General features: G+C 69.4%; 15 protein-coding genes. 2 read left to right on the top strand and 13 right to left on the bottom strand.

Annotated features, from left to right (window positions below; translation table 11 throughout):
• Positions 1–34 precede the first annotated feature (34 nt).
• The gene (locus tag RAMLITH_RS14590; RefSeq protein ID WP_168108170.1) at positions 35–655 is read right to left on the bottom strand and encodes a Rieske 2Fe-2S domain-containing protein; all 621 of its coding nucleotides are present in this window, start codon (positions 653–655) and stop codon (positions 35–37) included.
• A 319-nt stretch (positions 656–974) separates the two neighbouring features.
• Between RAMLITH_RS14590 and RAMLITH_RS14595 the strand changes: the two genes are divergently transcribed.
• Together RAMLITH_RS14595 and RAMLITH_RS14600 are read left to right on the top strand one after the other, a co-directional pair.
• The gene (locus RAMLITH_RS14595; RefSeq protein ID WP_168108171.1) at positions 975–2,132 is read left to right on the top strand and encodes a GAF domain-containing protein; all 1,158 of its coding nucleotides are present in this window, start codon (positions 975–977) and stop codon (positions 2,130–2,132) included.
• Positions 2,129–2,785, top strand: coding sequence for a response regulator (locus tag RAMLITH_RS14600; protein ID WP_168108172.1), 657 nt, complete (start codon positions 2,129–2,131; stop codon positions 2,783–2,785). The genes RAMLITH_RS14595 and RAMLITH_RS14600 overlap by 4 nt, the downstream gene beginning before the upstream one ends.
• A 576-nt stretch (positions 2,786–3,361) precedes the next feature.
• Here the strand turns inward: RAMLITH_RS14600 and RAMLITH_RS14605 are convergent.
• The 12 genes from RAMLITH_RS14605 to RAMLITH_RS14660 form a co-directional block, all read right to left on the bottom strand.
• A complete protein-coding gene (locus RAMLITH_RS14605; protein ID WP_202883274.1) occupies positions 3,362–3,880 on the bottom strand; it encodes an SCP2 sterol-binding domain-containing protein in 519 nt (172 codons plus the stop codon).
• A 2-nt stretch (positions 3,881–3,882) separates the two neighbouring features.
• Entirely contained in the window at positions 3,883–4,722 is an 840-nt protein-coding gene (gene cobA, locus RAMLITH_RS14610; protein WP_168108173.1) for a uroporphyrinogen-III C-methyltransferase, read from the bottom strand.
• Between the two features lie 23 nt (positions 4,723–4,745).
• Entirely contained in the window at positions 4,746–5,093 is a 348-nt protein-coding gene (locus tag RAMLITH_RS14615; RefSeq protein ID WP_168108174.1) for a HesB/IscA family protein, read from the bottom strand.
• A gap of 11 nt (positions 5,094–5,104) precedes the next feature.
• Positions 5,105–5,464 carry a TusE/DsrC/DsvC family sulfur relay protein gene (locus tag RAMLITH_RS14620; RefSeq protein ID WP_168108175.1) on the bottom strand — a complete coding sequence of 120 codons (360 nt, stop codon included), beginning with the start codon at positions 5,462–5,464 and terminating at the stop codon, positions 5,105–5,107.
• Positions 5,465–5,480: 16 nt separating this feature from the next.
• Positions 5,481–6,887, bottom strand: coding sequence for a cobyrinic acid a,c-diamide synthase CobB (locus RAMLITH_RS14625; protein ID WP_168108176.1), 1,407 nt, complete (start codon positions 6,885–6,887; stop codon positions 5,481–5,483).
• Positions 6,888–8,075: an NrfD/PsrC family molybdoenzyme membrane anchor subunit gene (nrfD, locus tag RAMLITH_RS14630; protein ID WP_168108177.1), complete on the bottom strand. Its 1,188-nt coding sequence runs from the start codon at positions 8,073–8,075 to the stop codon at positions 6,888–6,890.
• Positions 8,076–8,077: 2 nt separating this feature from the next.
• Entirely contained in the window at positions 8,078–8,821 is a 744-nt protein-coding gene (dsrO, locus tag RAMLITH_RS14635) for a sulfate reduction electron transfer complex DsrMKJOP subunit DsrO (RefSeq protein ID WP_337786157.1), read from the bottom strand.
• Positions 8,818–9,246, bottom strand: coding sequence for a hypothetical protein (locus tag RAMLITH_RS14640; protein ID WP_168108179.1), 429 nt, complete (start codon positions 9,244–9,246; stop codon positions 8,818–8,820). The genes dsrO and RAMLITH_RS14640 overlap by 4 nt, the downstream gene beginning before the upstream one ends.
• 3 nt (positions 9,247–9,249) lie before the next feature.
• Positions 9,250–11,208, bottom strand: coding sequence for an NAD(P)-binding protein (locus RAMLITH_RS14645; RefSeq protein ID WP_168108180.1), 1,959 nt, complete (start codon positions 11,206–11,208; stop codon positions 9,250–9,252).
• Positions 11,192–12,520 carry an NAD(P)/FAD-dependent oxidoreductase gene (locus tag RAMLITH_RS14650; protein ID WP_168108181.1) on the bottom strand — a complete coding sequence of 443 codons (1,329 nt, stop codon included), beginning with the start codon at positions 12,518–12,520 and terminating at the stop codon, positions 11,192–11,194. The genes RAMLITH_RS14645 and RAMLITH_RS14650 overlap by 17 nt, the downstream gene beginning before the upstream one ends.
• Before the next feature lie 104 nt (positions 12,521–12,624).
• A complete protein-coding gene (dsrK, locus tag RAMLITH_RS14655) occupies positions 12,625–14,121 on the bottom strand; it encodes a sulfate reduction electron transfer complex DsrMKJOP subunit DsrK (protein ID WP_168108182.1) in 1,497 nt (498 codons plus the stop codon).
• Positions 14,122–14,132: 11 nt separating this feature from the next.
• A complete protein-coding gene (locus tag RAMLITH_RS14660; RefSeq protein ID WP_168108183.1) occupies positions 14,133–14,867 on the bottom strand; it encodes a respiratory nitrate reductase subunit gamma in 735 nt (244 codons plus the stop codon).
• Positions 14,868–14,885: the final 18 nt, after the last annotated feature.

The following is a 14,885-nucleotide window of genomic DNA, read 5'->3' on the forward strand; positions in this document are numbered from 1 at the left end:
TTTGTGTGACAGAAAAATCGTGATCGCGCGCGCTTCACCAGCACGCCTGCAGCGTGCCGCCGGCGACGCGGCACTCCAGTGACTGCAGCGGCCGCTGTCCCTGCGTGCAGGCGCCCGAGCGCACGTCGAAGCGCCAGCCGTGGCGCGGACAGGTCAGCGTGTTGCCGTCCAGCGCCGCCAGCGCGATGGCGTTGCCTTCGTGCGGACAGCGCGCGTCGAACACGCGCCAGCCCTGCGCGCCGCGGTGCGCGAACACCGCGCGGCCGTCGCGTTCGATGCGCTGCGTGGCGCCGGCCGCAATGGTGTCTTCGGCGGCGAGGTCGTGCCAGCGCGACGGTGCGCCGGCGGACGCCGCGGGCTGCGGCAGGTCCATCGCGAGCATCACGTCGACGGCCCACACGATCTTCGCCAGGCCCAGCGCCGGCATCGCCATCAGCAGCGCGTCGAGCACTTCATCGCGCGTGCAGCCTTCGCGCAGCGCGCGGGCGAGGTACTGCCGCAAGCCGCGCTCGGTGCGGGCATGCACCTTGGTGATCACCGAGATCAGGTTGCGCGTCTTCGGGTCGAGCCGGCTGCCGCAGTCCTTGAGGAACGCGAAGTAATGGCCCATCGCCTCGGGCCGCGCCTTGACGAGGTGATTCAGGGCATCGCTCATTGGGCAACCCTCGCGCGCAGCGCGGGCCCGCGGCGGCCGCAGCGTCGAGGTGGCACGGGCACCGGCATCTGAAGTGGTCTCCCTGGCGATGCACCGCGCACCGCGTCTTCGTGTGGGGACCGATTACCGCAGCGCGCGCCGGATGCGTCTATCACCGCGAAGGGGGAGCGGGCACTACCCAGAGTGGGTATGGATGGGAAGAAGCCCGCGCGGGCTACTCCTTGGGGATACTCCCCATGGTAGCCGGCAGGCAAAGACGATTGAATCGCGATGCCACTGCCAGCCACCTGCCCCTTCTCTCTTCAGACGAACCAATTCCGTGATTGCCGACAGCGCCGCAGGCGGCGCGGACCCCGCCATCCTGGCCGAGATCACGGCGGGACTCGCCGCCGGCCAGGAACTGCGCGAACTGCTCGAGCGGTTCCTCGAACCGGTCGTGCGGCTGGCCCAGGCGCAAGGCGGGGCCGTGCGCATGCTGTCGCTCGCCGGCGAAGGCTTCGAGCTCGTCAGCAGCATCGGCCTCGCGCCCGACGTCGAAAAGCAGGAGCACTGGGTCTCCAGCCACTGCGGCTTCTGCGGCGTCGCCTCCGACGAGGCACGCACCGTGTGGTCGACCGACCTCTCCGCCTGCGCCCGCCGCAGCCGCGGTGCGTTCTTCGGCCGCGAGTGCCGCGGCGCGCTGGCCGTTCCGCTGCAGCATCGCGGCCGCGTGCTGGGCGTCTACAACCTGTTCTTCGACGCCGGCCACCAGCCCGGCCCCGCCGTCGCGCCGCTGCTGCGCTCAGTGGGCGACCTGCTGGGGCTGGCGCTGGACCACCTGCGGCTCGAGGCTGAACACATGCGGGTGACCGTAACGCAGGAGCGCCAGCGGATGGCCGGCGAGGTGCACGACGCGCTGGCGCAGAACCTCGCCTTCGTCAAGTTGCGGCTGCCGCTCCTGCGCGACGCGATCGAGACGCATCACGATCAGGATGCGCTGCGCTACCTGGACGAAGTGCGCGACACCGTCGGCGACGCGCATTCCAGCCTGCGCGAGATCATCACGCACTTCCGCACGCGCGGCGAGGCGGGGGGCCTGAACGCCGCGCTGGAGTCGCTGGCGGCCCGCTTCGGCGTGCGCACCGGCATTGCGCTCCAGCTCATCAACAGGATGCCGCAATTGAGGATGAACTCCGAAGCCGAAGCCGATGTCTACTACATCGTGCAGGAAGCGCTCGCGAACGTGGAGCACCACGCGCGGGCCCGCCACGGCTGGCTGCGCGTCGAGCCGGCGCCGGCAGGCGCGGAGATCCGCATCGAGGACGACGGCGTCGGCGTGGCGGGGGCCTCGGGCAGCCCGGGCCACCATGGCGTGGAGATCATGCGCGAGCGCGCACAGCGCCTGGGCGCCGAGCTCACGCTCGATGCACGGCGCGGAGGCGGGACAGTGGTGCGACTGGTGCTGCCGGTCGCCAACGGAGAGGGAGGCGCTGCTTGAACCAGCCATTGAAGATCGTGATCGTCGAGGACCATTCCCTGTGCCGCACGGGGCTCACGGACCTGCTCAACCAGCGCGGCCAGATGCAGGTGGTCGCGGCCACCGGCGACGGGGAACTGGTCGCGCAACTGTTGCGCGACCACCAGCCGGACCTGCTGGTGCTGGACCTGCGGATGCCGTCCATCGACGGCCTGTCGCTGCTGCGCCGCCTGCGGGCCGCCGGCTTCGAGACGCCGGCGCTCATCCTCACGATGAGCGATGCGCAGGAAGACCTGAGCGCTGCGCTGCGGCTGGGCGTGCGCGGCTACCTGCTCAAGGACATGGAGCCCGAGGACGTGATCGCCGCGATCGGACGCGCCGCGCGCGGCGAACTGGTCGTCGCACCATCGCTGATGCTGAAGCTGGCGCAGATGCTGCAGACCGGCGCGCCCGGCACCGAGCGCAAGGACCTGATGGGGTCGCTGACCGAGCGCGAACTGCAGATCCTCGAGCACCTCGCGCGCGGCGAGAGCAACAAGACCATCGCCCGCGCGCTGGAGATCAGCCACGACACCGTGAAGCTGCACGTGCGCCACATCCTGGCCAAGCTCAATCTCAGCTCGCGCGTCGAGGCGGCGGTGTTCGCGGTGGAGGCCCGGGCGAAGGCACGATAGGCGGTTGTACGCCGCGCGTCATCGGGGTCAGACCACGATTCGGGACGACGCCGTGGCCGGAGGGTTGGCTCGCGAGTCATCGGGGTCAGATCACGATTCAGGACGGGGGGTCGCCGGAGGGCTGGACCGCATACGAAATCGTGCTCTGACCCCGATGACGTTGCTCGCACGTTGCACCGTGCCTGCGGCAGGCGCTGCCCGGCGTGACCTCATACCGGGTCGGTCGCCGCTCGCGCGCCGACTTCGCTGCGCTGTTCGCCCCGGGGCCGGCGCCGTCGAACTCGCTGCGCGCCGCAAACGGCGCTCCGCTCAAATAAACGCCGGCGAGTCAGACCACGAAGCGGGCCCAGGGGCCCGCTCCGGCCCCAGGGCGAACACCGCAGCCGCCCCAGAAATCGGCCTCGCCGGACAGCGCCCGCCGCAGCAGTGACGTTCCAGCGCTCCAACGGCGATACACGACTCCTTCTTCCTCCTCTCCTCTCTCCTCTCTCCTCTCTCCTGTCTGCTGCCTTCTCTGCGGCTTCTTCGCGTCCTTTGCGTCCTCTGCGTCCACCTGCCCGCTTTCGCATTCGAATCTCACGGACACGTCCCCCAGTCCCCCGCCACCTTTCCCACCAGCAGCAGGAAACTCTCGAACGGCACCATGTTGCCCATGGCTTCCATCTTCGGCCCCTCGAAGTTCAGCCGGCCGAACATCATCGCCCGCATCGGGCCGTATTCGCCGGCGCCCATCTCGCGCCAGCGCGGCGTCTCGGCCCACATCCGGTAGTCCGAGCCCGGATCCAGCGCCTGCGCCGTCGCCGCGCCGGCCGCGACGCACTGCGCCTTGTCCTGCTTGAGCGCGATGCGCATCTCCACCCGCTCGCTGCCCTGGCAGTCGGCGCGCCAGATCTGCATCGTCTTGAACCCGCGGCCGGCGTCGTTCTTCACCCAGCCGCTCTCGACCAGCCTGGCGGTCAAGGTCTCGTCCTCGTTCCACGCCGCGCACAGCGCCTTGGCCCAGGCGGAGGACATGGCGCGGCTCGATTGCGCGGCGGCCGGCAGCGCGAGCGCCAGGGAGGCTGCCGCGAGCAGCATCGGTCGAACGAATGGCATGGTCAGGCTCCGGTGAGGATGGAAGGCGTTTCCGTGGCGGCGGCGAAGCGGCCCTGCGGCTCGAACCACGCGAGTTGCTCGCGCAGCCGCACCACTTCGCCGACGATCGTGAGGCATGGCGACTTCAGCCCGGCGGCGTCCACGGCGGCTGGCAGCGTGGCCAGGGTGCCGGCCACCACCCGCTGGTCGAGCAACGTTCCCTGCTGGACGACGGCCGCGGGCCAGTCGGGCGGCAGGCCGTGTGCGACGAGCTGCTTGCAGATGCGCTGCAGGCCGGCCAGTCCCATGTAGATCACCACCGTCTGGCGTGGCCGCGCGAGCGCCGCCCAGTCCAGGTCGCCGCTGCCGTCTTTCAGGTGGCCGGTGACGAACACGCAGCTGTGCGCGTAATCGCGGTGAGTCAGCGGGATGCCGGCGTAAGCCGCCACCCCGCAACCGGCCGTGATGCCCGGCACGACCTCGAACGGCACGCCTTCGGCCGCGAGCACCTGCAGCTCCTCGCCGCCGCGGCCGAACACGAACGGATCGCCGCCCTTGAGCCGCACGACGCAGTCGCATTCTCGGGCCAGCCGCACCAGCAGCGTGTTGATGTCCTCCTGCACCACCGTATGCCGGCTGCGCTCCTTGCCGACGTAGATGCGCCTGGCCTGCGGCCGCACCAGCGCCATCACCTCGGGGCCGACCAGGTGGTCGTAGACGACGGCGTCGGCTTGCGCCAGCAGGCGCGCCGCGCGCAGCGTCAGCAGGTCAGGATCGCCCGGGCCGGCGCCAACCAGGTACACGGTGCCGCAGCTCGCCCGGCACGCGGCCAGCATCGTCGGCAGGTCGACAAACGAATTCATGCCTGGTCTCCTTGGTGTCTCATTCAATCGCAGCTGGAGCAGCCGCCGCTGCCGCAGCCACGGCGCCGGGTGGCGCAGTCTGGCGGCTGCGGTGGCTGGACGAAGATGAAGTCGTGCCCGCCGCCGTCGAGTTCGACGTAATCGAGCACGGTATCCGCGAGCAAGGGTCGGCTCGGCCCGGCGATCAGCACCGTGAGACCGGCGAACACGGCCACCTCGTCCTCGGGCGCCGGCTCGTCGAAGCCCATGCCGTACGCGATGCCGTCGGGCGCGGGCTTGGCGGCGACGCGCAAGGCCATGCCGGTGGCGCCGCTGCGCGCGGCGGCAGCCTGGATCTCGCGCGCGGCGGCAGCGGTGAGTTGAAAGCTCATGGACGGCCCCTTCAGTGTTCGCCCTTGGTGCGCAGCAGGCCGGCGAGGCGGTTGCCCTGCTTCTGCGGGCCGCCGACCGGAAACAGCTCGTGCAGGTGGTGGTTGCTCCCGCGCTGGGGACCCCAGGCCTGCGTGAAGTGACGGATCATTACCCGCACCTGGGCCTGCACGCCGTGCTGCTGGTAGTGCTCGCGCAGGAAGCGGATCACTTCCCAGTGTTCGTCGGTCAGGGTGAGGTTCTCCTCCCGTGCCAGGGCCCGGGCGAAGTCCTCGGACCAGTCCTGCAGGTTGCGCAGGTAGCCTTCGGAATCGGTGGCGATGTCGCGTCCATTGACGCGCACGCTGCGCTGCAGGTTGGTGTGCATGTGCATGCGGATCTCCGTGCGGTCAGGCGGCGAACAGCGCTTCGCCGGCGGCGCGAGCACTGCGGCGCGCGCGCCATTCGCGCGCGAACGCCACGAACCGCGGCGCCCACCCCGAAGCCGCGGCGCTGCGCAAGTGGGTGTAGGAAGCCAGGAGGTTGTGCACCCGCAGTCCGTCGCGCGCGCCGGCGATGCCTTCGCCGCGCGTCACTTCCCAGGCGTAGTCGAGGCCTGCCGGCAGGTTTTCGAGCCGCGAATGGTGGAACTCGTGTCCGCGCGCGAGTCCGCCCGGCGCACCCCCCGGCCACGGCATGGCGGCGGTCTCGCGCAGGTGGGCGTACCCGCGGCCGACCGGGTGTGGCTGCATCACAGCGTCCCCCGGGATCACGCCGGCCATGCGCGCGCTGCTGCCGTTCCACGCGATGCCGCGGGCCAGGTACATGAGGCCGCCGCATTCGGCATAGGCCGGCAGGCCGTCCTCGATCGCCTCGCGCACCGACGTGCGCATCGCGACGTTGGCTTCCAGCTCGGCCATGCAGGTCTCCGGAAAGCCGCCGCCGATGAACAGGGCGTCGGCATCCGGCAGGCGCGTATCGTGCAAGGTGTCGAACGGCACCAGTTGCGCGCCGGCCTGCTCCAGTGCCGCGAGGTCGTCGGGGTAGTAGAAGCTGAAAGCGCGGTCGCGGGCGATGGCGATGCGCACGTCGGCCGGCCCCGGCCGGCCGGGGGCCAGCGGATCGAGCCCGGCGCCCGCCGCAGCCGCGGCCGCGCGCACCGCCGCGAGGTCGACCTGCGCCCCGACGATGCGCCCGACGCGCTGCACGCGAGGCCTGGCGTCCTCCACCTCGGCGCAGGTGACCAGTCCGAGGTGGCGCTCGTCCAGCGTGAGCCGCGAGTCCTCGGCCACCGCGCCCAGCACCGGGATGTCGGTGTAATGCTCGACGGCCGCCCGCAGCTTGCCCTCATGCCGCGAGCCGCCCACCCGGTTGAGGATCACCCCGGCAATGCGGACGCCCCGGTCGAAGGCCTGGAAGCCGAGCAGCAGCGGCGCAATGCCGCGCGTCATCCCGCGCGCGTCAATGACCAGGACCACCGGCAGGCCGAGCCGCGCCGCCAGCGCCGCGTTGCTGTTGCTGCCGTCCAGCGCCATGCCGTCGTGCAGCCCCTTGTTGCCTTCGACGACGGCAAGCTGCGCGCCGTGCAGCCCTTCGCGAAAGCAGCGCTCCACCCCGGCGTCGTCCATCAGATACGGATCGAGGTTGAGGCACGGCCGCCCGGCCGCGTGCCCCAGCCACATCGGGTCGATGTAGTCCGGTCCCTTCTTGAATGGCTGCACGCGCGTGCCTTGTGCCGCCAGCGCGGCGCACAGGCCCACCGTCACGATGGTCTTGCCGGACGACTTGTGGGCGGCGGAGACGAGCAGGCGGTCCATTCAGGCCCTTTTCGCGGCCGGCGCCGCATCGTCGTGCGGCGCCATGTCGAACAGGCGCAGGCCGGCGACGGTGATCAGGAACGCCGCGCCGATACCGCCCAGCCCGAGCAGCAGTTCCGGCAGGCTGGGCGCGTACGCTGCGACGGCGCCGTCAGCGAAGCTGCTGGTTACCGCCCGCCCCGGGAAGATCTCGAGCGGATACGCCTGGCCGCCGATGATGAAGGCGTACAGCCAGGCGAAGGCCCCCAGTACCACCAGCCCACTGGCCGCGAGACTGCAGCGCTCGCGGCCCAGGCGCGGATGAAACACCAGCACCAGCGGCAGCACCGACCCGAGCAGCACGTAACCCAGCCAGAACAGGAGCGCGTAGCGGGCGCCGCCGCCCTGCCCCAGCAGCAGGAAGGCTTCGAAGCCGCCCCGCCGCGTCTCGTACAGGTGGGTCATGTGCTGCACGGCCACGAAATACAGGCTCGCGGCGACGAAGATCCCGAGCAGGCGCACCATGCGGGCGCGCACCTCGGGCGGCCACCAGCGGCCGCTCCAGGCGGAGACGCCCGCCTGCACCAGCACCAACACAGCCAGTCCCCACGCCAGCGACAGCACGATGAACAGCGGCGCCAGCACCGCCGACTGATAGGCCTCGCGGGCCACCAGGAAGCCGAAGATGGACCCGGTGCCGGTGGTCAGCACGAAGCGCCACATCAGCACGGCGATGCCGGCGGGCTTTGTCCAGCGGCCCAGGCCCGGCTCCAGCATGGTCCACAGGTAGACGATGACCACGGCGGCCATGCCGGAGTACAGGAACACGTTCCAGGCGAACACGGAGCGGAAGTTGTAGTGGGTGGCCGCGACGACGACCCGGTCCGGACGGCCCAGGTCGAGCATCAGCACCATCAAGCCGCCCGCGAGCAGCGCCAGCGAGAGGAGTCCCGACAGCCGGGCCCGCGCCTTGTACGCCGGCTGGCCGAAGACGGAGCCGACCGACGCCACGTTGAGCACGCCCGAGGCGGCCACGATCATGAAGATCGCGAACACATGCGGCAGGCCCCACACCACCTCGTTGCCCATGCCCGTGATGGCGTGGCCGTGCGTTTCCATGAGGTGCGCAGCGCCCAGGCCGGTGGCCGTCACGGCGCCGCCCACGGCCAGCAATAGCCAGAACATGCGGGTGGAACGGATGCTTTCCATGGTCACACTCCGCGGTAGCGCACGCCCGGGTCGAGCCGGAGGTCGGCCCGCAGCTGCACCGTGTTCCACTCGCGCACCCGGCGCGAGATCTCGCTGTCCGGATCGTTCAGGTCCCCGAACACGATGGCGTGGTGCCCAGCCTTGGCGCAGGCCTCGGCGCAGGCGGTGACCTTGTTGCCGCTGTCGAGCCGGTGCACGCACAAGGTGCAACCTTCGACGCAGCCCTTGCCGCGCGGCACGTCGGCCCGCTGGTCCTGGAGCGGCTCGTGAACGAACGATCGCGCCTTGTACGGGCAGGCCATCATGCAGTAGCGGCAACCGATGCAGGTGTGCCGGTCGACCAGGACGATGCCGTCGGCCCGCTTGAACGAGGCGCCGGTCGGGCAGACGTCGACGCAAGGCGGTTGCGCGCAGTGCTGGCACATCACCGGCGCCGACACGGTGCGGCCGCTGCTGATCTCCTTGATCTCGATCTTGCGCACCCACTGCGCGTCGGTCGGCCTGGGGTCGGCCGGCAGGCCGTTCTCGGCGCGGCACGCCTTGACGCAGTCGTCGCAGCCGGGCGCGCATTTGGTCGCGTCGATCAACATGCCCCAGCGCACCCCCGGTGCGGCCTGCGCCGGCGCGGCCTGCGCGATCTCGACCAGGCGCACGCCCGGGGCCAGCATCACGCCGCCGAGGCCAGCCGCCGCGACCGCCAGGAAGCCGCGGCGGCTGGGGCGGGTTTCCTCTTGCGCCGCGCTCACTGCCTTGCTCCCCTCAGCGCCGGCTGCACCACCGGCACCGCCAGCGTCGCGCCGGCAGGATGCGGCGCCGGCCCCGACGGCTTCGAAGCGTGGCATTCGAAGCAGTCGATCCTCACGGCCGCGTACGCGTGGCAGCTCACGCAGAAATTCGTTTCGCCCCTGGCGACGCTGCCGGTCTCGCGGCTGGCATGGCAGTTGATGCAGCCCTTCAGGCTGAACTGGCCGCTGCGCGCGCCGGCTCGCACCGTGTCGTCGCGCTGGTGCTTGAGCATCTCCATGTGGTTGCGTCGCATCACGGCCGGCTCGGCGACGCACTGGCTGCCTTGCACCGCCCGCTCCACGACGGGCAGCGGCGTGCGCCCCGCAGGCTGCGCGAGCGCGGCCGAGGCGGCGACGGTCCAGGCGAGCACCAGCGCGAGCCGCATGCCTTACTCTCCGAGCCCCATCTGGATGTAGCCCGTCGGGCACACGTCCTTGCAGATGTGGCAGCCGATGCACTTGCTGTAGTCGGTGTCGACATAGCGGCCCGTCGTCGACTTCGCCTTGGGCACCTTGAACACCGCGGTCTGCGGGCAGTACACCACGCAGTTGTCGCACTCGAAGCACTGGCCGCAGCTCATGCAGCGCTTGGCTTCGGCCTGCGCCTGGGCCTCCAGCAGCGGCAGCATCCGCTCCTCGAAGTTGTCCAGCGCCTCCTCCTTGCTGAGGGTCAACACCTTGCGCCGGTTGCGCGGCGTGTACTGGAAGTGGCCCAGGAACAGCTCGGTGCTCGGAATCACGTAGCGGTCGGAGCGGTTCTCGTAGTTGTGGATGGCGCCCACGTTCTGGTCGGTGCCGTGCAAGGGCGCCTCGATCCTGGCGGTCGGCAGCCCCTTCTCCACCATCTTGCGCATCAGGTCGAAACCGTGGACGTCGATCTTCGGGCGCTTGTCGATGGCCTCCCCGCGCAGGTGCCGGTCGATGCCATCCGCCGCGATGGCCCCCTGCCCGATCGCCGTCGTCAGCAGGTGCGGTCGCACCACGTCGCCGCCGACGAACATGCCGGGCTGGCCCTGCACCTGGTAGTTCCTGTCGGCGGTGATGCCGCCCTTGCCGTTGTTCAGCCTCTCCAGGCCGGTGAAGTCGACCGCCTGGCCGATCGCCGAGACAATCAGGTCGGCTGCTATGTCCTCTTCGGTGCCGGCCACGGTCTTGATCTCCAGCCGGCCACCGACGAACTTCGCCTCGCACTGCGCCACGCGCAATGCCGTGGCACGGCCGGTGGCGTCGCGCACCACGCCCACCGGCGACAGCCCGCCGCGGATCGCGATCCCTTCGGCCAGCGCCTGCTCGATCTCGTGCTTGTTGGCCTGCATCTTGTCGACGGTGAAGACCGAGGTCAGCGTGACTTCGGCACCCTGCCGCGCGGACAGCGCGGCGACGTCGTGCGCGGTCTGCCCGGCGATCACGTGCTCGGGCCGGTCGCTCTCGTGCGCATGCTCGATATGGCCCAGGCGGCGCGCCACCGTGGCGACGTCGATCGACGTGTCGCCGCCGCCGACCACCACCACCCGCTTGCCGACGTGCCGCATCCGCCCGTCGTTGAAGGCCTTCAGGAACGCGGTCGCCGTCACGCAGTTGGGCGCCTCGGCGCCATCCACCGGCAACGCCCGCCCGGCCTGGGCGCCCAGCCCCAGGAACACGGCGTCGTAATCGGCCTTCAGCTGCTCCAGCGTCACGGCGGTGCCGATGCGGCAATTCATCCGCGTCTGCACGCCCAGGTCGAGGATGCGCTGGATCTCGGCGTCGAGCACCTCGCGCGGCGTGCGGAAGCCCGGGATCCCGTAACGCATCATCCCGCCCAGGTGCTCGCGTTCGTCGAAGATCGTGACCGAATGGCCTTTGCGCGCGAGCTGGTACGCAACCGACAGCCCGGCCGGCCCGCCGCCGATCACCGCCACGGTCTTGCCGGTGCGCTCCCTGGGCGCCGGAAACGCCAGCTTGTGCTCGATCGCCCACTCGCCGAGGAAGTGCTCGACCGAGTTGATGCCGACGAAGTCCTCGACCTCGTTGCGGTTGCAGCCCGATTCGCAGGGCGCCGGACACACGCGGCCCATGACCGAAGGCAGCGGATTGGCTTCCGTCAGGCGGCGCCAGGCGTATTCCTGCCACGGCACGCCCGCTGGCGGTTTCTCGATCCCGCGCACGATGTTGAGGTAGCCCCGGATGTCCTCGCCCGAGGGGCAGCTGCCCTGGCACGGCGGCGTGCTCTGGACATACGTCGGGCACTTGTGCGAATGGTCCGCGTCGAAGATCTCCTGCTGCCAGGCGAGCGGCTGGTGGTCGCCGTCCTTGAAGCGGCGAAAGGTGACCGGCTTGGCCTGGACGTTCTCAGGGATGGCGGACATTGGTGAGATCCTGTGCTGTGGTTGCGACCGGCTGGCCGTGCTTGATCACCCGCACGATGCCCAGCGCCTTGAGGATGTATTTCTCGTAGATCGGTTCGGACGTCCCGGTGCGCAGCTTGCGCATGAAGTACTTCTCGTAGGCGATCTTGGCCAGATGCACCCACTTGCCCTTCTTGAACCAGTTCACGTTGCGCGGCGGAATCTGCGGCAGCGCCACGAAGGCGGCGCCGGTGTCGCCCATGTCGGCCAGGCAGATCGCGTTCCAGGTGCCCTTGGTGCTGGCCGTGCTGCCGGCGAGTTCGTCGGCGATGTTGTGGACGATCGCCGTGACCATGGTTTCGATCATGTAACCGGTCTTGGGCGCGCCCGTCGCCACCGGCGTCACCTCGACCGGGGGAATGGCCACGCAGACGCCGGCCGAGAAGATGTTCTTGTAGGCCTTGCTGCGCTGGTAGTCGTCGATCAGGACGAAGCCGCGCGGATTGCACAGGTTGGGCACGGCAGCCACCGCGTCCACGCCCTTGAACGCGGGCAGCATCATGGAAAGCCTGAACGCGATCTCGTGCTCCTTGAACACGTCGCCGCGGTCGTCGAGCTGCGTCACGAACAGCTTCCCGGGCTCCACCTTCGTGGTCTTCGCGTTGGTGATCCACTTGATGTCGTGGTTGCGCATGTCGGACTCGAGCAGCGACTTGGAGTCGCCGACGCCGCCCAGCCCCAGGTGGCCGATGTACGGTTCGCTGGTCACGAAGGTGATCGGCACCTTGTGGCGCAATTTGCGGCGGCGCAGGTCGGTGTCCAGGATGAACGCGAACTCGTAGGCCGGGCCGAAGCAGCTCGCGCCCGGCATGGCGCCGACGACGACCGGACCCGGGTTCTGGAGGAACTCCTGGTAATCGGCCCAGAACATCTCGGCATGGCCGACGGCGCAGACCGAATGGGTGTGGCCGCCGTGCGGGCCCGATCCCGGCACTTCGGCGAAGCTCAGCTTCGGCCCGGTCGTGATGACGAGATAGTCGTAGTCGAGGACTTCCCCGCCTTCGAGCTCCATCCGGTTGTGGTCGGCGTCGATCCTGGTCGCGGCCTTTGGAATGAAGCCCACGCCCTTGCGCTCCAGCAGCGGCGCGATCTGCACCACCACGTCCTCGCGCTTGCGCCAGCCGACCGCCAGCCAGGGATTGGACGGGACGAACTGGAAGTAGTCCAGCGCGCTGACGACAGTGATGCGGTGCTCCTTGGGGAGCATGTCGCGCATCTCGATCGCGCAGGGCATGCCGCCGATGCCGGCGCCGAGGATGACGATGTGGGCCATGGTCATGCCTCCCGACGAGCCGCCTCTAGGGAGGCATGCGCCCCCTCGGGGGGCAGCGAACAAATGTGAGCGTGGGGGTTCATATCGCCTCCTCTGCAATCGATTCAATGCGGCTCGCCGAGCCGGATGGCCTTGGAGACCAGCTGGTGCACGCCGCCGACCATGCTCATGTCGAAGCCGTAGTAGGGCAGCACCTTGCTGAACTGCGCCTTGCAGATGGCGCAGATCGTGGCCATGAAATTGACGCCGTGCTGGTCGACGACGTGCTTGAGCGCTTCCATCCGGGGCAGCGCGCCCTTGACGCGCAGCTCCATCAGGTCGTCGGTGAGCAGCCCGCCGCCGCCCCCGCAGCAGAAAGTGCCCTCGTGGATGGTCTCCGGCGCCATGTCGTGGAACCGGTTGGCCACGGCCTTGATGATCTCGCGCGGGATGACGAACTGCCCGCCCGGCATGGTTCCCATGCGCGAGCCGCGTGCGACGTTGCACGAATCGTGAAAGGTGATGATGCGGTCGTCGTTCCTTTCCTTGTCGAACTTCAGGGCCCCAGCCTGGATCAGGTCGTAGGTCAATTCGCAGATGTGCTGCGGCACCGGATAGCGCCGGTCCAGCCAGTCGAACGGACCCATCAGCGTGTTCCAGAAGCTGTAGGCCACGCGCCAGGCGTGGCCGCATTCGCCGACCACGATTCGCCGCACGCCCAACTCCTGCGCCGCTTCCTTGACGCGCAAGGAGATGTTGCGCATTTGCTCGTAGTTGCCGATGAAGAGGCCGAAATTGCCGGCTTCGCTGGCCTTGGAGCTCAAGGTCCAGGAGATTCCCGCGGCATGGAACACCTTGGCATAGCCGATCAGGCTTTCCACGTGCGGCTCGGAGAAGAAGTCGGCCGATGGCGTCACCAGCAGCACTTCGGCCCCTTCGACGTCCAGGGGGAAGCGGACGTCGATGCCGGTCTCTTCCTTCGTGTCCTCTTCCAGGCCGGCGAGCGTGTCGGCCAGCGCCGGCTCGGGAATGCCCAGGTTGTTGCCGATGCGGTGCACCTTGCCGATGATCTCGTTGGCGTACTTCTGGCCCAGTCCGACCGAGTCCATGATCTCGCGCGCCGCCATGGTGATCTCGGCGGTGTCTATGCCGTAGGGGCAGAACACCGAACAGCGCCGGCATTCGGAGCACTGGTTGTAATAGCTCCACCACTGGTCCAGCACGTCCTTCGTCAGATCGGTGGCGCCGACCAGCTTCGGGAAGTGCTTGCCGGCGAACGTGAAGTAGCGGCGGTAGACCGAACGCATCAGGTCCTGGCGGGCGACCGGCATGTTCTTCGGATCGCCGGTGCCCAGGAAGTAATGGCACTTGTCGGAACAGGCGCCGCAGTGCACGCAGGCGTCCATGTAAACGCGCAAGCTGCGGTACTTGTCCAGCAGTTCGCCCATCCTGGCGAGCGCGCGCTGCTCCCAGCCGTCCGCCACCTCGCCCGGAAAGCCGATCGCCGACTGGATCGCCGCGGAGGCGACGAACGGCTTGCTGTGCGCCATCGCCCCGACGGCGACCAGCGGGATCACCGGATAGGGCTTGAGCGTGGGCGTGTCGAAAGCTGCGGCGGCCACGATCTTTCCTCTCAGGAACGGCGTTCCAGCCGGGCCGCCCAGGGGGCGACATGGCGCTGTTCGCGCGACGTGTCGGCCTGGTTGCGGGTGGGGCTGAAGAACAGCGCCGGGCCGTGCATCAGCTTGCTGATCGGGAAGATCGCCATCAGCAGCGCGACCAGCGCCAGGTGCACCAGCAGCGGCGGATCCAGCGGCAGCGGCTGCAGGTCCAGGCGCAGCAGGCCCAGGGTGAATGCCTTCACCGCCACGATGTCGGTGTGGTTCACGAAGCGCATCACGAGCCCGCTGGCGCCGATGGCGACGAGGAGCAGCAGGTGCAGGTGGTCCGACGGCGTGGAGATGTAGCGCACCCGGTCGACCAGCCAGCGCCGCGCCCACAGGCCGGCCAGCCCCAGCACCATCGCGATGCCGGCGTATGCGCCCACCGACTGCACCAGCACGATCGGTTCCCATACCGGCTGCTGGAAATAGCGCACGTGGCGCAGCAGCACGACCAGCAGCGCGGCGTGGAAGGTCCAGCCGAACAACCAGGTCCACTTGCTGGAGCGGAACAGGCTTTCGAAGAACACCACTTCGCGCGCCATCCGCAGCGCGACCCCACGCCGCGTGGTGGGTGCCGGCGTGGTCGGGATCTTCAGCGGCGCGGGCGTGCGCAGGTAGCCGCGGAGCTTCAGCGCGACGCCGGCCACCAGCACCGATGCCGACAGGTACAGCAGCGCGGCGTAGACGGCGGACAGGGTGGCCATGGTGCGGACTTCGCGCTG

It is taken from the genome of Ramlibacter lithotrophicus, assembly GCF_012184415.1.
In the GTDB taxonomy this organism is placed as follows: domain Bacteria; phylum Pseudomonadota; class Gammaproteobacteria; order Burkholderiales; family Burkholderiaceae_C; genus Ramlibacter; species Ramlibacter lithotrophicus.